Below are 15,863 nucleotides of genomic sequence, written 5' to 3' on the forward strand. Positions count from 1 at the left end.
GTGCAAGGAGGGGCCCCCTGTTAACGGATTCCGTTGTACAGGGGGCCCCTCCTAACACCGACCTCAGGAGCGGCGGAGCAGCCGCCAGGTCGCGTACCCGCCGGTGGCGAGAGCCAGCAGGAAGACGACCCACACCACGGTGGTGCTGACCTGGATCCCGCCGCCGCTGCCGACGTTGGCGCCGGCCGCGGCGATCAGCGAGTCGCTCTGCGCCGGGGGCATCGCGGGCGGCGGGAGCTGCTGCCAGCGGACCAGCCCGGTGCTCTCCAGCATCAGCATGTGGTCGTTGACGAACTTGTTCGCCTCCTCGGCGAGCTTGCGCACGATCGGGTCGCGGGTGCTGGCCCGGACCGCGCCGATCACCGGGAAGATGTTGCCGTGCGCGACCCGCAGCCGGGTCACGAAGATCTGGTCGAACTGGGTGCCGGTGGCGTTCTGCATCTCGGTCAGCCAGCCCTGCTGCTGGGTGGTCGGGGTGGTCGGCAGGGTGGCGCCCAGCTTGTTCGCGGCCTCCACCACGAGCTGGTCGAGGACGCCGTGCTGGCGCGCGATCTCCGCGCCGATCTCCCGTACCCGCTTCGACTGGCCCTTCTCGGCGGCCATCTGCCCGGCCGGCATCTCCCAGAGCCCGGCCAGCCGTACCCCGTTGAGCAGCGTCATGTCGGCGGCGTTGAGCTGCACGACGGGGTTGGGCGCGGCCTGTGCCGCGCCGGGAAGAACGCCGATCCCCGCGGTGAGCGCGACGAGCAGCAGGATCACCCGGTGCGCCAGCCGGCGGCGTGCGGATTCCAGCGGTGCCATCGTGGGGGTGCCTCCTCGGTCCGGACCGGTACGCGGATGTCGCGGGCGGGCCGCACCCGCCGGCCGCCCGTCCGCACACTGGTACGGATCACGAGCCCGATCAGTTCAGCCGACGTCGAGCGGGTCGGCGAGGAGGCGTTCGAAGGCCAGCTCGGCGGCGCCGATCAGCGCCGCGTCGTCACCGAGCTTCGGGGTGCGCAGCCGCACGTGCTCCAGGCAGGCGGGCAGCCCGTTGGAGTTGAGCCGGCTGCGGACCTGGGCGGCGGCAGCCAGGTAGAGGTCGCGCATGGTGCCGCCGAAGATGACCATCTCCGGGTTGAAGATGTTGACCAGGTTGGCCACGCCGAAGCCGAGCCAGTCGCCGGCCTGGCGCACGGCGGTCTGGGCCCGCGCGTCGCCCCGGTCGGCGGCGTCGAAGACCGCCAGCAGCGCCTCCCGGCCCCGGGCGTCGGAGCGGCCGGCGGCGCGGAGCAGCCCGTGCTCGCCGATCTCGGTCTCCCAGCAGCCGCGCCGCCCGCAGTCGCAGCGCATCCCGTCGCGGACCACCACCATGTGGCCGACCTCGCCGCTGTAGCCGCCGTGCCCGGTGAGCCGCCGGCCGCCGGCGATGATGCCGGCGCCGACGCCGACGTCCCCGTAGAGGTAGATGACGTTGTCGCAGCCGGCGGCGACGCCCCGGGCGTGCTCGGCGAAGGCGGCCACGTCGGCCACGTTGCCCACCGTGATGGGCACGTCGACACCCAGCTCGGCGGCGAGCGCCGCGCCGAGCGGCTCGTCCACCCAGCCGGTGGTCGGGCTGAGCCGGACCAGCCCGTCCTCGCGGCGGACCATGCCGCAGACCGCCACGCCGGCCCCGACGCAGATCGAGTCGGGCGGCACCGCCCGGTGCATCTCCCGGACCGCGTCGGCCAGCAGCGGCGCGGCGTCCCCGGCGACCAGGTTCCGCGGCCGGTCCAGCTCCCGGCGGTCGAGCACCTCACCGCCGAGCCCGACCCGCGCGGCCCGCAGCCGGTCCACCTCGACGCTGTACGCGTACGCGTAGACCCGGGCCGACTCGGGCCGGACGACCAGCGAGGGTCGTCCGGCCCGGCCGGTCTCCTTCGGCGTCCCCTCGCTGACCAGACCGGCGCCGGCCAGGTCGGCGGTCAGCGCGCCGATGGTGCTGCGGTTGAGGCCGAGCGCGGTGGTCAGTTCCGCGCGGCTGGTGGCGCCCCGGACGTGCACGTACCGGAGCAGTGCGCCCAGGTTCTGCCGACGGATCTCGTCCTGGCTCGGTCCCGCGCGCATCGCCACCGTCATGTTCCGTGCCGGGTTCAGCGGGTGCCGGTCGCGGCGGCCCGCCGGCGGGACAGCGCGTCGATGGTGGCGGCGGCGAGCAGGACCACGCCGGTGACCACGTACTTCACGCCCGAGCTGTAACCCATCAGTCCCATACCGTTGTCGATGACCGCGACCACCGCGCCACCGAGCACGGCGTCGAGGATCCGCCCCTTGCCGCCGAAGAGGCTGGTGCCGCCGATCACCGCCGCGCCGACGGCGTAGAGCAGTACGTTACTGCCACCGGTGTTGGGGTCCACGGAGTTGGCCCGGCTGGCCGCCACGATGCCGCCGATCGCCGCCATCGTGGAGCAGATGACGAAGACGGAGATGCGGATCCGGTCGACGTTGATGCCGGCCCGGCGGGCCGCCTCGGCGTTGCCGCCGACCGCGTAGACGTGCCGGCCGTAGCTGGTGCGCTGGAGCACGAACGTCCAGACGACCAGCAGCACCGCGATGATCGGCACCACGATCGGCACGCCCTTGAGCGAGACGACCAGCACGTTGCGGCTGCGCTCCAGGTTGAGCACGTAGACCGCCGCGCCGAGGATGACCGCGAGGCCGGCGATCCGGGCGGCCACCACGGCGATCGGGTCGGTGAGCAGGCCGCGGGCGGCCCGGTTGCGGTGGCGCAGCAGCTGCACGGCCGCGTACCCGGCGACGGCCACCGCGGCCAGCGCCCAGCCGAGCGTGGGGGAGAGGTTGCGGTTGGCGATGGCGAGGATGGTGTCGTCCCGCACCGAGATGTTGGAGCCCTCCTTCATGAGCATCAGCACGATGCCCTGGAAGGCGAGGAAGCCGGCGAGGGTGACCACGAAGGACGGAATGCCGACCTTCGCCACCAGCAGGCCGAGCATGGTGCCGATCACCACGCCGGTGATCACGGCGGCGAGCATCGCCACGTACCACGGGTAGCCGCGCTCGGTGACCGCGTTGGCCAGGATGGCGGCGCAGACGCCGCTGGCGAAGCCGGCGGAAAGGTCGATCTCGCCGAGCAGCAGGACGAAGATCAGACCCATCGCGATCAGCGTGGTCGCGGCGCCCTGGGTGAACAGGTTGGCGAAGTTGCCGGCCGTGAAGAAGGTCGGCCGGGCGATCGAGAAGCCGATCACCAGCGCGAAGAGCATGAACACGGCCGGCAGCGCGCCGATGTCGCCGCCGCGTACCCGGCGCCAGTAGTTGTTGACATGGGTGCCGAGGGTGGGCGCCGGTGTGACCGCGGCGGGGCCCTCCCTCTTGACGGCGGTGGTGGTCATCGGACGGCTCCTGGAGTCGTGTCGGCGGGCGCGGCGCCGGTGCCGTTGGTGCCCGAATCGGCGAGGCCGAGGTTGCCGGAGCGACCGGCGGTGATCAGCTCGACCACCTGCGCGTGCGTGATGTCGCTGGTCTTCACCTGGGCGACCATCTGGCCGAGGTAGAGCGCGGCGATGCGGTCGGAGACCGCGAAGACGTCGTTCATGTTGTGCGAGATGAGCACCACGGCCAGGCCGTTGTCGGCGAGCCGGCGGACCAGCTCCAGCACCTGCGCGGTCTGCGCGACGCCGAGGGCGGCGGTGGGCTCGTCCAGGATGACGAGCTTGCTGTTCCAGAGCACGGCCTTGGCGATGGCCACGGTCTGCCGCTGCCCGCCGGAGAGGCTGGACACGTGCTGGCGCAGCGACTTGACGGTCCGCACGCTCAGCCCGGCCAGGGTCTCGGCGGCCATCTGCTCCATGGTCGGCTCGTCGAGCACGATGCCGCTGCGCTTCTCCCGGCCGAGGAACATGTTCTGCACGATGTCGAGGTTGTCGCAGAGCGCGAGGTCCTGGTAGACGACCTCGATGCCCAGCGCGGCGGCGTCGCGGGGGCTGTTGATGCTCACCGGCCGGCCGTCGAAGCGGAACTCCCCGCCGTCGGTGGGGTGGATGCCGCTGATGCACTTGACCAGGGTCGACTTGCCGGCGCCGTTGTCGCCGACAAGCGCGGTCACCTCGCCGGGGTACGCGGTGAAGGCCACATCGCGCAGCACCTGGACGGGACCGAAGCTCTTGTCGATCCCGCGTAGCTCCAGCAGGGGGGTTGCGGACACGGGGGTTCTCCTTCGGAACGGAGGGGAGGTCTCGGATCCCGTCCGGCGCGGGCGCCGCCCGGCACGGGTGTCCGTGCCGGGCGGCGCCGCCTGGTGCGGGGGCTGGGGTCAGCTGATGCCGGCGTCGGTGCAGAGCTTGGCGAAGGTGCCGGTGCAGAGCTCGTCCTTGGTGACGTAGCCGTCCGTCACGACGTCCTTCACGTTGTCCTTGTAGATCGCCTTGGGCTCCAGCAGCACGGCCGGGACGTCCCGTCCGCCCTCGGGGTCCTTGACCGTCTGGCCGGTGTCCTTCTTCTGGCCCTTGGCCAGCCCGATGGCCAGCTCGGCGGCGGCGTCCGCCTCCTTCTTGACCGCCTTGTAGACCGTCATGCACTGGTCGCCGACGAGGATGTTCTGCAGGCCTTCCTTGGTGGCGTCCTGACCGGTCACCGGGACCTTGCCGTTGAGCTTGTTCTTCTTCAGCACGGAGATGGCCGCGTTGCCGAGGCCGTCGTTGGCGGCCAGCACCCCGTCGATCTTGCCGCGGGCCTTGGTGAGCTGCTGCTCGAAGATCGTGGCGGCCTGCGCGTTGTCCCAGGCGGGCACCGAGTCGTCGGCGACCTTGGTGTATTCCTTCGAGTCGAACTTCGGCTTGAGCACCGAGTCGTACCCGTTCTTGAACAGGGTCGCGTTGTTGTCGGTCGGCGAGCCGTTGAGGTAGGCGATCGACGGGTTCTTGACGCCCTTGTCGGTCAGGCACTTGCTCAGGCCCTCGCCCTGGAGCTTGCCGACCGCCTCGTTGTCGAAGCTGACGTAGTACTGGGCCGAGCCGCCCAGGGTCAGCCGGTCGTAGTCGATGGTGGCGACGCCCTGCGACTTGGCCTTGTCGAGCACGGCCTTGCCGGTGCCGGAGTCCAGGTTGACGATCATCAGCACGTTGACGCCGTTGGTGATCATCTGGTCGGCGATGGTCTGGAAGGCGTTCTTGTCGTTCTGGGCGTTCTGGATGTCCGACTCGACACCGGCCGCGTCGAACGCTTCCTTGAGGTACTTGCGGTCGGCGCCCTCCCAGCGGGCGGAGGACTTGCTGTCGGGGAGGATCACGCCGATCTTCGGCTTCTTGTCGGTCGAGCCGCCGGCCTGGTCGGAACCGCCGTTGTCACCGCAGGCGGCCATGCTGCCGGTCGCGAGAAGACCGACGGCCGCGAAGGTGAGGAAGCCCTTGCGCATATGCATGGGTCCTTTCGGGGGTTGGGGGAGTTGTGTCGGTGTTTTGTTGTGCCCGGCAACGTATTCCTCCCCCGAGGAGGCGCGCAAGGGAGCCGAGGTCAGAAGTTTGTTGGCGGCAGTAACAATTCAGCAACGCAAGTGAGACCCCGCCGTCACCCGCCGAGAGGGCTCCACCGGGGTGGCGTGCGGAAACGCTCCCAGGGCTTGCGCTCAGCGGGTGGCGATCGATGCCGTGACGGCCCCGGTCAGCGCGACCAGGTCGGCCGGGGCGAGCTGGAGTTGCAGGCCGCGGCGCCCCGCCGAGACGTAGACCGTCGGATGCTCCAGCGCCGAGGCGTCGACGACCGTGGGCAGCCGCTTGCGCTGGCCGAGCGGGCTGATCCCGCCGCGGACGTACCCGGTGGCGCGCTCGGCCACCGTCCGGTCCGCCATGGCCGCCCGCTTCCCGCCGGCCGCGGCGGCGAGGGCCTTGAGGTCCAGCTCGCCGGTGACCGGCACGACCGCAACGGTCAGCCCGCCGTCGACCTCGGTGACCAGCGACTTGAACACCCGGGCCGGGGGCACCCCGAGGGCCGCCGCGACCAGGGCGCCGTAGTTCGGCGCGTCCGGCGAGACGTCGTACGGGTGGGTGCTGTGCGCGATCTTCCGCTTGGTCAGCAGTGCCGTCGCCGGAGTGCCCTGTCCCGCCATGAGCGACAAGTTAACCCGGCTCCCGCAGGGTGGCCGAGCCGAAAACCGCCGGCCGGGAAGAGACCGGCTTGCTCCGGCCGTGCGCCGCGCCGAAGGGGCGCTCGTCAGGCCGACGCGGCCGACTGCCCGCTGCGGTTGCCCGGTCTCGTGTCGTGCCCGGGCCGACGGGTCAGCACCCGGGGGCCGGCCTCGGTGATCGCGACGGTGTGCTCGGAGTGGGCGGCGCGCGAGCCGTCGGCTGACCGGATCGTCCACCCGTCCCCGTCGAACCTGATCTTGTCGGTGCCCCGGCAGAGCCACGGTTCGATCGCGATCGTCAGGCCGGGCCTCAGCCGCATGCCCCGGCCGGGGCGGCCGCTGTTGGGCACGTGTGGGGCCTCGTGCATGGTGCGGCCGATGCCGTGCCCGCCGAACTCGTTGTTCACCTGGTACCCGTAGCGGCGGGCCACCTCGCCGATGGCGGCGGAGACGTCGCCGAGCTGACTGCCGACCCGCGCGGCGTCGATTCCGGCCTCCAGCGCGACCTCGGTGGCCTCGATCAGCTTCAGGTCGTCTGGCGCGGGGGTGCCGACCACGACGGACAGTGCGGAGTCGGCGACCCAGCCGTCGATCCCGAGCGCCATGTCGATGCTCAGCAGGTCACCGTCGCGCAGGACGTAGGGGTGCGGCAGGCCGTGCAGCACGGCGTCGTTGACCGAGAGGCACAGGACGTTGCGGAACGGGCCGCGGCCGAACGACGGCGAGTAGTCCCAGTAGCAGGACTCCGCGCCACGTTCCCGGATCCGGCGGCGGGCATGGTGCTCGAGGTCCATCAGGTTGACCCCGACGGCGGCGACCTCGCGCAGCTCCGCCAGCAGCTCGCCGACGAACTGGCCGGTCGCGGCCATCCGGTCGATCTCCTCGGCCGACTTCAGTTCGATCACGATCAACCCTTCCTCCCGTGCGGTATATTTATACCACCCCGGCCGGGGCGCCCGCCGCGTCGGCTTCGCCGATCCGAGAAGACGGATATCCTGCTGACATGGTTCGCCCACCGCTCACGCCGGAACAGATCGCCGCGGGGCAACGTCTCGGGGCGGCGCTCCGGGTCGCGCGAGGTGGCCGCAGCCTCGTCGAGGTGGCCCTGGCGGCCGGCATCTCGCCGGAGACGCTGCGCAAGATCGAGGTGGGCCGGCTTCCGGCACCCGCGTTCGGCACCGTGGTCTGCCTCAGCGAGGTCCTCGACATCGCGCTCAGCGACCTGGCCGAGGTGTGGCTGGCCGACCTGCGCGTCCGCGAAGCCTCCTGACCCCGCCGCGAGGTCCGCTCAGCCGAGCGCCGGGCGGCAGAGCAGCACGGTCGGCGCGCCGGCCACCCGGGTCAGCACCAAGCTGGCCGCCGCGTCGCCGGCCAGCTTCAGATCCCGGCGCAGCTTCTCCGGCTCCAGCGCGGAGCCGCGCTTGAGGATCTCCACCCGGCCGACCCGGCGCTCCCGGAGCAGGGCGCGCAGCCGCTTCAGCGAGAACGGCAGGACGTCGGTGACCTCCAGGCAGCGGGCGAACGGCGTCGGCCGGGCCTCGTCGCCGTACAGGTAGGCGATGCTCGGGTCGGCCAGCGTCGCGTCGAGGTCGCCGGCCAGCTCGGCGACCAGGTGCGCGCGCACCACCGCCGGGTCCGGGTCGTACAGGAAGCGGCGGGGCCGGTCCACCGGCGCCTCGGCGTCGCCGCCGCCGGTGAGCTGCTGGGCGTTGAGCTGTCCCTCCCTCTCCCGGAGCACGGTGGCGCGGCGGGGCACCCCGGCCAGCGCGCCGCACCAGAGCGCCGCCTCGACCAGGTCGCCGTCGACGCTCACCCACTCCGCCTCGGCGCCCGCCGGGATCAGCGCGTGGTCCAACCCCGGGGCCACCTTCACCACCGTGCGCGGCACCCGCTCGGCCAGCCCGGTGACGAAGTCCCAGGGCGGCGAGTAGGCGTTCGGGTCGAAGATCCGCCGGCCGGTGCCGGCCTTCCGGCGGGCCGGGTCGCAGAAGACCCCGTCGACCCGGCGCACGTCGAACGCCGTGGCATCACCACATTCCACGGTGAACCGGTCGGCCGGCCCGGCCGCCTCGGCGTTCGCGGCGGCCATCGCGGCGGTCACCGGATCGGCCTCCACGCCGTACACCCGGATGCCGGCGCGGGCCGCGGCGAGCGCGTCCGCACCGAGGCCGCACCCCAGGTCGGCCAGCGTGGCGACGCCCGCGGCGCGCAGGCGTTCCGCCCGGCGCCGCGCCACGACACCCCGGGTGGCCTGCTCCAGGCCCGCCCGGGTGAGGAACATGCCGTGCGCCGCCGGGCCGAACTTGCCCACCGCGCGCCGGCGCAGCTCGGCCTGGGTCAGCGCCGCCGCCGCGAGGCCGGCCGGCACCCCGGCGGTGCGGAGCGCCGCCGCCGCCGTCAGCGGGTCGCCGCCGGCCACCCGCGCCGCCGCGGCGAGCGCGGCCGACCCCTCGGGGGTACGCAGGGCGGCGAACTGTTCCAGGTCCACCCGGGCATTCTCCCGGCTCCGTGCAGGCGGCCGGCCCGGACCCCTGGCGCGCGCCGTCGTCGACCCCGGTACGGCCCGAGGCCGGCGACACGAGGCGCGGCTCGTTGGCACTCTCCTTGACGGAGTGCTAGCCGAGGAATAACCTGCGATTAGCACTCTCACCCTGAGGGTGCCAACGCCCGGGCCCTGGTGTCCGGGGGTTGAGCGCCAGGCGGACCGGCACCCGCGACGACGGCCCCGCCCGGTGGCATGTGGCAGATTGACGCCGGTCGGCGTGCCGACCGGCAACGACACCAAGTACCCCAGGAGGGTATGCCCGTGACTACCGCGACCAAGGTTGCGATCAAGCCGCTCGAGGACCGCATCGTGGTCCAGGCGAACGAGGCCGAGACCACCACCGCCTCGGGCATCGTGATCCCCGACACCGCCAAGGAGAAGCCGCAGGAGGGCACCGTCCTCGCTGTCGGCCCGGGCCGGATCGACGACAAGGGCAACCGCGTGCCGATCGACGTCAAGGTCGGCGACACCGTCCTCTACTCGAAGTACGGCGGCACCGAGGTCAAGTACGCCGGCGAGGAGTACCTGGTGCTCTCCGCCCGCGACGTCCTCGCGGTCATCGAGAAGTAAGCAACCGATCAGTGTCGTTGCCCCGGTCCGGCTCGCCGGGCCGGGGCAGCGTCGCTTCGAAGGGATACAGATGGCGAAGATCCTGAGTTTCTCGGACGACGCCCGGCACCTGCTGGAGCACGGTGTCAACGCCCTCGCGGACGCGGTCAAGGTCACTCTCGGCCCGCGCGGGCGCAACGTCGTCCTGGACAAGAAGTTCGGTGCGCCCACGATCACCAACGACGGCGTGACCATCGCCAAGGAGATCGAGCTCACCAACCCGTACGAGAACCTCGGCGCGCAGCTGGTCAAGGAGGTGGCGACCAAGACCAACGACGTCGCCGGCGACGGGACCACCACCGCGACCGTGCTGGCCCAGGCCATGGTTCGCGAGGGCCTGCGGAACGTGGCCGCCGGCACCAACCCGATCGGCCTCAAGCGGGGCGTCGACGCGGCGGCCGCCAAGGTCTCCGAGGCGCTGCTCGGCCGGGCCGTCGAGGTGGCCGACAAGGAGTCGATCGCGCACGTCGCGACGATCTCCGCGCAGGACGCCACGATCGGCGAGCTGATCGCCGAGGCGATGGAGCGGGTCGGCCGCGACGGTGTCATCACCGTCGAGGAGGGCTCCGCCCTCACCACCGAGCTGGAGGTCACCGAGGGCCTCCAGTTCGACAAGGGCTTCATCTCGCCGAACTTCGTGACCGACGTGGAGGGGCAGGAGGCGGTCCTCGAGGACCCGTACATCCTGATCACCACGCAGAAGATCTCGGCGATCGAGGAGCTGCTGCCGCTGCTGGAGAAGGTCCTCCAGAACAGCAAGCCGCTGCTCATCATCGCCGAGGACGTCGAGGGCCAGGCCCTGTCCACGCTGGTGGTCAACGCGATCCGCAAGACCATCAAGGTCTGCGCCGTGAAGGCCCCCGGCTTCGGTGACCGCCGCAAGGCGATGCTCCAGGACATGGCGATCCTGACCGGCGCCGAGCTGGTCGCCCCGGAGCTGGGCTACAAGCTCGACCAGGTCGGCCTGGAGGTGCTCGGCACCGCCCGGCGCGTCGTGGTCGACAAGGAGAACACCACCGTCGTCGACGGTGGCGGCCAGGCCGCCGAGGTCGCCGACCGGGTCGCCCAGATCCGCAAGGAGATCGAGGCCTCGGACTCCGAGTGGGACCGGGAGAAGCTGGCCGAGCGGCTGGCGAAGCTCTCCGGCGGCATCGCGGTGATCAAGGTCGGCGCGGCCACCGAGGTCGAGATGAAGGAGCGCAAGCACCGCATCGAGGACGCCATCGCCGCGACCAAGGCCGCGGTCGAGGAGGGCACGGTCCCGGGTGGCGGCGCCGCCCTGGTCCAGATCCTGCCGGTGCTCGACGACGACCTGGGCTTCACCGGTGACGAGAAGGTCGGCGTCTCGATCGTGCGCAAGGCGCTGGTCGAGCCGCTGCGCTGGATCGCCCAGAACGCCGGCCACGACGGCTACGTGGTGGTGCAGAAGGTCGCCGCCAAGGAGTGGGGCAACGGCCTCGACGCCGCCACCGGCGAGTACGTCGACCTGGTCAAGTCCGGCATCCTCGACCCGGTGAAGGTGACCCGCAACGCGGTCACCAACGCCGCGTCGATCGCCGGCCTGCTGCTCACCACCGAGAGCCTCGTGGTGGAGAAGCCGGAGAAGGCCGAGCCGGGCGACGCCGGTCACGGCCACGGCCACGGGCACGGCCACCAGCACGGCCCGGGCTTCTGATCCCGAGCCGTACGGCCTGACGTCAGGGCACACCGCCGGCCGGCGGTGTGCCCTGACCCGTATCTGCTTACGGAACGCTGACGAGGTTGGCGGTCGGCCGCTCCGACCGACGACACTGGTCGCCGTGAGCAACATGTCGCGCGGTCAGGCCGCGCTGGCCGGGGTCACGGCCGCGGCCGTCGCGATCGGCGTGGCCGAACCGGTGGCCGTCCTCACCGGCCCCCGGTCCGCCCCGATCATCGCGGTCGGCGGGCTGGTCGTCGACGTCGTGCCGGAGCCGCTCAAGCAGTTCGCCATCGCGGTCTTCGGCCGGTACGACAAGATCGCTCTCCTGGTCGGCACGGCGGTGCTGCTGGCGGCGATCGCGGCGCTGGTCGGCGTGCTGGCGGCCCGGCGGCTCCGGATCGGCCTGGCCGGCATCGCGGCGTTCGCCGCCCTCGGGGTGGCCGCCGCGGTGACCCGGGCCGGCGCGGACGCCTTCGACGCGCTGCCCTCCCTGGTCGGCGGCCTGCTGGGGGCGCTGACGCTCTGGGCCTTCGTGGCGGGTCCGCTGGGAGCGGACGCCGGGCCGCGGACGGCGCCGGCCACGCCGGAGCCGGACGGGACCACGCCGTCCACGGTCGCGCCGTCCGCGCCCGCCCCGCCGCCGGCCGTGGCCGCGCTCGCACGGGACGAGACTCCGGCCGGGTGGGAACCGCTCGACGGCGGCGACCAGGAGTCGCGCCGCCGGTTCCTGCGCGGTGTCGGCCTGCTCGCCGGCACGGCGGCGGTCGCCGGGCTCGGCGGGCACTGGCTGGCCGGGCGGCGGGGCGTCTCGGCGGCCCGCGAGGCGGTGCGGCTGCCCGCCCCGGCGGCGCCCGCCCCGCCGGTGCCGGCCGGCGCCGACCTGTCGGTGAGCCGGCTCGCCCCCTTCGTCACCCCGAACCGGGAGTTCTACCGGATCGACACCGCCCTGGTGGTGCCGCAGGTCGACCCGGCCACCTGGCGGCTGCGCATCCACGGCCGGGTGCGCAAACCGATCGAGCTGAGCTTCGACGAGCTGCTCGCCCGGCCGATGGTCGAGCGCTACGTCACCCTGGCCTGCGTCTCCAACGAGGTGGGCGGCGACCTCATCGGCAACGCCCGCTGGCTGGGCGTGCCGATCAGGGAGCTGCTGGACGAGGTCGAGCCGGAGGAGGGGGCGGACCAGGTGGTCGGCCGCTCGGTCGACGGCTGGACCTGCGGCACCCCCACGGCGGTCCTTCGGGACGGGCGGGACGCGCTGCTCGCGGTCGGGATGAACGGCGAGCCGCTGCCGGTCGAGCACGGCTTCCCGGTGCGGATGGTGGTGCCCGGCCTCTACGGGTACGTCTCGGCCTGCAAGTGGGTGACCGAGCTGGAGCTGACCAGCTTCGCGGACTTCGACGCGTACTGGGTGCCGCGCGGGTGGTCGGCGCAGGGGCCGATCAGGACGCAGTCCCGGATCGACACGCCGCGCCCGCGCAACCGGCTCACCGCCGGCCCGGTCACGGTGGCCGGCGTGGCCTGGGCCCAGCACCGGGGCATCCGCACGGTCGAGGTACGCGTCGACGGCGGCCCCTGGCAGGAGGCGACGCTGGCCCCGACGGTCTCGGTGGACACCTGGGTGCAGTGGTCGTGGCGCTGGGACGCCACCCCGGGCGACCACACCCTCCAGGTCCGCGCCACGGACTCCACCGGGGAGACGCAGCCCGAGCAGCGGCGCCCGGTCGCGCCCGACGGCGCGACCGGCTGGCACACCGTCAAGGTCACCGTCGGCTGACCCGGCCGCCTTTCGGGCAATCCGGAGATAGCGGTCCGATCCTCGCTAATCTCGTCCGGTGGAGGCGGGGAAGGGGCGCAGGCGCTCACTGATCCACGGCTACGGCGCGGCCCGGCGGGCGAGCTGGCTGGAACTCTTCTTCGACCTGGTCTTCGTGGTCGCGGTGTTCCGGCTCGGCCAGCGTCTGGTGAACGATCCGTCGGCGCGCGGAGTGCTGGTCTTCGCCGGCCTGATCGGCGCGGTCTGGTGGCTGTGGTTCAGCTTCTCCTACTTCGCCGACCTCTTCGACGACGACCGCCCGCCGAGCCGGCTGATGCAGATGACCGCGATGCTGGGGGTGCTGGCGCTGTCCGCCTCCCTGCCCGGCGCGAGCGCCGCCGACGCGAACCGCTTCGCGGTGACCTACGGGCTGCTGCTGGTGCTGCTCGCCGCCTCGTACGGCCTCGTGGGGTGGATCGACGTCGAGGCCAGGGACTTCTGCGCGTGGAACGCCGCCGGCTTCCTGATCGCCGCCGCGCTCTGGTCCGGCTCGCTGCTGCTCTCCCCACCGGGCCGGTACGGAGTCTGGGCGGTCGCGCTGGTCGTCAACGCCGCGATGTCCGGACCCCTCGCGTACGCCCTGGCAAGCTCGGCGCCTACCCAGACGTCGCACATGCCGGAGCGCTTCGGGCTGTTCACCATCGTCGTGCTCGGGGAGGCGGTTCTGGCGGTGGCGAACGGCATCGACGCCGGCGGCTGGCGACCGGTGTCGGTGGCGATCGGGGTGGCCGGGTTCGTCATCGCCTGCGGAGTGTGGTGGGTGTACTTCCTCGCCACGTACGACAGTGAGGCGGGCAACCGGGCGCTGCGGGCCGGGCGGCAGGCCATCGTGCGCAGCTACCTCTACGTCTACGGGCACCTGGTGGTCTACGCCGCCATCGTGACCGCGGGGGTCGCCGTCGAACTGGCCGCGGAGGCGGCGGCCGGTCACGGCCCGGGAGCGGTCGTGGCCGGTCGGCTGCTGGGCGGCAGTCAGGTCGCGATGATGGCGGGTTGCGTCGTCATCTACCGCGGTATCAGCCTGTCGGTCAGCCGTCCGGTGGGGCTGGCCCAGGGCGGGCTGGCCCTGGTGGCGCTGGTGATCGCGCTGGCGGGGCTGCCGCCGCTGGTGGCGGTCTCGCTCGGCGCGGCGGCCTGGGTGGTGCTGGCGATCGTCGAGCAGTGGTCCGCGCCGGATCGGCCGGGCTGAACCCGAAGGGGGCCGCGACCCGTGAAGCGGGCCGCGGCCCGCTCCGGGTGTGGAGCGGGCCGCGGCGGTGTGACCGACGGGCTCAGACCGCGATACGGCCACCGTCGACCGGCAGGACCGCGCCGTGCACGAAGCTCGCCCGGTCGCTGGCCAGGAAGGTGACCGCCTCGGCGATCTCCTCGGCCGAGCCGGGACGCCCGGCGGGGGACACGGCCGCCAGCTGGTCGAGGTCCTCGCCCATGCCGGCGGTGCCCTCGGTGCGGGTCGGGCCGGGGCTGACCGCGTTCACCCGTACCCCCTGCGGTCCGTACTCCGCCGCCCAGGACTTGGTGAGCAGCACGAGGGCGGCCTTGCTCGCCCCGTACAGGCTCATCCCCGCCATGCCGAACTCGGCGACCATGGTCGTCAGGTTGATGACGGCCCCGTGGCCCCGCTTCGCCATCTCCGGCGCCAGTTCGGCAACCAGGAAGTACGGCACCTTCACGTTCAGCGCGAACACCGCGTCGAAGGTCTGCTCGGTCGTCTGCTCGGTGGGCCCGAACGGGTAGATGCCCGCGTTGTTGACGAGAATGTCGACCGGACCGGCCAGCTCCCGGGCCCGGGCGGCGAGTTCCCGGGCCGACGCCTCGTCCCGCAGGTCGACGGCCACGAAGTCCGCCCGGCCGCCGCTCGCCCGGATGTCCCGGACCACCTGGTCGCCGCGCTCGGCGTCCCGACCGGAGATCACCACGTGCGCGCCGAGCCCGGCCAGCGCCCGGGCTGCCGCCCGGCCGATACCGCTGTTGCCGCCGGTCACCAGCGCCGACCTGCCCTGCAGTTCCCTGCTCATGCTTCACCCACTCCTGTTCCGCAACTCCGCGGCTCTGGTCGGGCCTGTCCCGACCAGTGGGTGCAAGTCGGTGGGCGGCCGGGATTTTCCCCACTTGCTGATCGAGGAACTTATGGCCGCCATAAGCCGCCGCGGGCTACTCCGGCCCGCGCAGCTCCAGGGCGGCGACCAACCGGCCGAGGTCGCGGCGGTGGGAACTGGCCGGCCACACCGCCCAGGTGCGCCGGACCAGCGGATGCCCGACCAGCGGCGCCCAGGTGACCGAGTCCGGAAGCGGCTGTGGCCAGCGGGGCGGCGCGAGCGCGAAGGCCGTGCCCGCGGCCACGGCGGCGAGCTTGACCTCGGCGATCAGCTCCTGCCCCTCGGGTGCGGCGGGCCCGAGATCCAGGCCGTGGCTGCGCAGGATCGCGGTGAGCTCGTCGTACCAGGCGGGGCTCCCGGAGCGGGGGAAGCCGACCCAGTCCAGTCCGGCGAGCGCGTCCAGCCGGATCCCGTCCGGCCCGGCGATCGCGGCGGCCTGAGCGGTGGCCAGCAGGACGCCCAGCCGTTCCTCGACGACCGGCACGGCGTCCAGGTCGGGGCCGATCGGATGTTCCCGCACCAGCCCCACGTCGAGCTCGTCGGCGCGCAACGCGGCGAACTGTGCCGCGGTGGACAGGTGGCGGACCTGGACCCGGGTGTCGGGACACGCCACGGCCAGCTCGGCGAGCGGTCGGGTCAGCAGGTCGGCGGGGAGCTCCAGCGGGACGCCGAGCCGGAGCGCGCCGCCGCCGGTCGCGCCGTGCCGGTTGACCGCGGCCACGGCCTGGTCGTACCGCGCGAGCACCGCCCGAGCCTCGGTCAGCAACGTCATGCCCGCCTCGGTGGCCCGCACGCCGGTGCTGCCGCGGACCAGCAGCGGCACGCCGAGCTGGCGCTCCAGCCCGTTCATGGTCTGGGTCAGCGCCGGCTGGCTCAGGTGCAGCCGGCGAGCGGCGGCGGAGAGGCTGCCCTCCTCGACGACCACCACGAACGCCCGCATCTCCCGCAGTTCCACCGGCCCATCCCACCACGCGCACCGGTGCCCTCGGCCGAGGAAGCCGGTCGTCGCGCGG

General features: G+C 72.8%; 15 protein-coding genes. 5 read left to right on the forward strand and 10 right to left on the reverse strand.

Features of this window, described 5'->3' with window-relative positions; all coding sequences use genetic code 11:
* Positions 1-63 precede the first annotated feature (63 nt).
* The 7 genes from RMN56_RS15695 to map all read right to left on the reverse strand — a co-directional run bounded on the left by RMN56_RS15695 (position 64) and on the right by map (position 7,008).
* Complete coding sequence (locus RMN56_RS15695) at positions 64-801, reverse strand: DUF4142 domain-containing protein (protein WP_313724471.1); 738 nt, start codon at positions 799-801, stop codon at positions 64-66.
* 105 nt (positions 802-906) lie between these two features.
* Positions 907-2,088 carry an ROK family protein gene (locus tag RMN56_RS15700; RefSeq protein WP_313724472.1) on the reverse strand — a complete coding sequence of 394 codons (1,182 nt, stop codon included), beginning with the start codon at positions 2,086-2,088 and terminating at the stop codon, positions 907-909.
* A gap of 26 nt (positions 2,089-2,114) precedes the next feature.
* Positions 2,115-3,374 (reverse strand): sugar ABC transporter permease, encoded by a 1,260-nt coding sequence (locus RMN56_RS15705; RefSeq protein WP_313724473.1) that lies wholly within the window; start codon positions 3,372-3,374, stop codon positions 2,115-2,117.
* Positions 3,371-4,186 carry an ATP-binding cassette domain-containing protein gene (locus RMN56_RS15710; protein WP_313724474.1) on the reverse strand — a complete coding sequence of 272 codons (816 nt, stop codon included), beginning with the start codon at positions 4,184-4,186 and terminating at the stop codon, positions 3,371-3,373. Before RMN56_RS15710 ends, RMN56_RS15705 begins: the two co-directional genes overlap by 4 nt.
* A 108-nt stretch (positions 4,187-4,294) precedes the next feature.
* Positions 4,295-5,395, reverse strand: a complete 1,101-nt coding sequence (locus RMN56_RS15715; RefSeq protein ID WP_313724748.1) for a sugar ABC transporter substrate-binding protein — start codon at positions 5,393-5,395, stop codon at positions 4,295-4,297.
* 210 nt (positions 5,396-5,605) lie between these two features.
* The gene (ybaK, locus tag RMN56_RS15720; protein ID WP_313724475.1) at positions 5,606-6,085 is read right to left on the reverse strand and encodes a Cys-tRNA(Pro) deacylase; all 480 of its coding nucleotides are present in this window, start codon (positions 6,083-6,085) and stop codon (positions 5,606-5,608) included.
* A 104-nt stretch (positions 6,086-6,189) separates the two neighbouring features.
* Positions 6,190-7,008 carry a type I methionyl aminopeptidase gene (gene map, locus RMN56_RS15725; protein WP_313724476.1) on the reverse strand — a complete coding sequence of 273 codons (819 nt, stop codon included), beginning with the start codon at positions 7,006-7,008 and terminating at the stop codon, positions 6,190-6,192.
* Between the two features lie 98 nt (positions 7,009-7,106).
* Here map and RMN56_RS15730 point away from each other — a divergent pair, with 98 nt between their 5' ends.
* Positions 7,107-7,373 carry a helix-turn-helix domain-containing protein gene (locus tag RMN56_RS15730; RefSeq protein ID WP_262283106.1) on the forward strand — a complete coding sequence of 89 codons (267 nt, stop codon included), beginning with the start codon at positions 7,107-7,109 and terminating at the stop codon, positions 7,371-7,373.
* Between the two features lie 18 nt (positions 7,374-7,391).
* Here RMN56_RS15730 and RMN56_RS15735 read toward each other — a convergent pair whose 3' ends face one another.
* Positions 7,392-8,591 carry a THUMP-like domain-containing protein gene (locus RMN56_RS15735; protein WP_313724477.1) on the reverse strand — a complete coding sequence of 400 codons (1,200 nt, stop codon included), beginning with the start codon at positions 8,589-8,591 and terminating at the stop codon, positions 7,392-7,394.
* A gap of 318 nt (positions 8,592-8,909) precedes the next feature.
* Between RMN56_RS15735 and groES the strand changes: the two genes are divergently transcribed.
* The 4 genes from groES to RMN56_RS15755 all read left to right on the forward strand — a co-directional run bounded on the left by groES (position 8,910) and on the right by RMN56_RS15755 (position 13,940).
* A complete protein-coding gene (groES, locus tag RMN56_RS15740) occupies positions 8,910-9,218 on the forward strand; it encodes a co-chaperone GroES (RefSeq protein WP_012015047.1) in 309 nt (102 codons plus the stop codon).
* Positions 9,219-9,288: 70 nt separating this feature from the next.
* On the forward strand, positions 9,289-10,932 hold the full coding sequence (groL, locus tag RMN56_RS15745) for a chaperonin GroEL (RefSeq protein ID WP_313724478.1): 1,644 nt from the start codon (positions 9,289-9,291) through the stop codon (positions 10,930-10,932).
* Between the two features lie 133 nt (positions 10,933-11,065).
* Positions 11,066-12,712: a molybdopterin-dependent oxidoreductase gene (locus tag RMN56_RS15750; RefSeq protein WP_376787323.1), complete on the forward strand. Its 1,647-nt coding sequence runs from the start codon at positions 11,066-11,068 to the stop codon at positions 12,710-12,712.
* Between the two features lie 58 nt (positions 12,713-12,770).
* Entirely contained in the window at positions 12,771-13,940 is a 1,170-nt protein-coding gene (locus RMN56_RS15755; RefSeq protein ID WP_313724480.1) for a low temperature requirement protein A, read from the forward strand.
* A gap of 82 nt (positions 13,941-14,022) precedes the next feature.
* On the opposite strand, the gene RMN56_RS15760 is transcribed toward RMN56_RS15755, so the two are convergent.
* Positions 14,023-14,769 carry an SDR family NAD(P)-dependent oxidoreductase gene (locus RMN56_RS15760; RefSeq protein WP_313724481.1) on the reverse strand — a complete coding sequence of 249 codons (747 nt, stop codon included), beginning with the start codon at positions 14,767-14,769 and terminating at the stop codon, positions 14,023-14,025.
* A gap of 136 nt (positions 14,770-14,905) precedes the next feature.
* Positions 14,906-15,805: a LysR family transcriptional regulator gene (locus RMN56_RS15765; RefSeq protein WP_313724482.1), complete on the reverse strand. Its 900-nt coding sequence runs from the start codon at positions 15,803-15,805 to the stop codon at positions 14,906-14,908.
* Positions 15,806-15,863 lie beyond the last annotated feature (58 nt).

Source organism: Micromonospora halotolerans, from assembly GCF_032108445.1.
Taxonomy (GTDB): Bacteria; Actinomycetota; Actinomycetes; order Mycobacteriales; family Micromonosporaceae; genus Micromonospora; species Micromonospora halotolerans.

Coding starts and splice junctions, on each gene's coding strand:
- RMN56_RS15695 (WP_313724471.1), bottom strand. CDS start 801: ATGGCACCGCTGGAATCCGCACGCCGCCGGCTGGCGCACCGGGTGATC.
- RMN56_RS15700 (WP_313724472.1), bottom strand. CDS start 2,088: ATGCGCGCGGGACCGAGCCAGGACGAGATCCGTCGGCAGAACCTGGGC.
- RMN56_RS15705 (WP_313724473.1), bottom strand. CDS start 3,374: ATGACCACCACCGCCGTCAAGAGGGAGGGCCCCGCCGCGGTCACACCG.
- RMN56_RS15715 (WP_313724748.1), bottom strand. CDS start 5,395: ATGCGCAAGGGCTTCCTCACCTTCGCGGCCGTCGGTCTTCTCGCGACC.
- ybaK (WP_313724475.1), bottom strand. CDS start 6,085: ATGGCGGGACAGGGCACTCCGGCGACGGCACTGCTGACCAAGCGGAAG.
- RMN56_RS15730 (WP_262283106.1), top strand. CDS start 7,107: ATGGTTCGCCCACCGCTCACGCCGGAACAGATCGCCGCGGGGCAACGT.
- groL (WP_313724478.1), top strand. CDS start 9,289: ATGGCGAAGATCCTGAGTTTCTCGGACGACGCCCGGCACCTGCTGGAG.
- RMN56_RS15750 (WP_376787323.1), top strand. CDS start 11,066: ATGTCGCGCGGTCAGGCCGCGCTGGCCGGGGTCACGGCCGCGGCCGTC.
- RMN56_RS15760 (WP_313724481.1), bottom strand. CDS start 14,769: ATGAGCAGGGAACTGCAGGGCAGGTCGGCGCTGGTGACCGGCGGCAAC.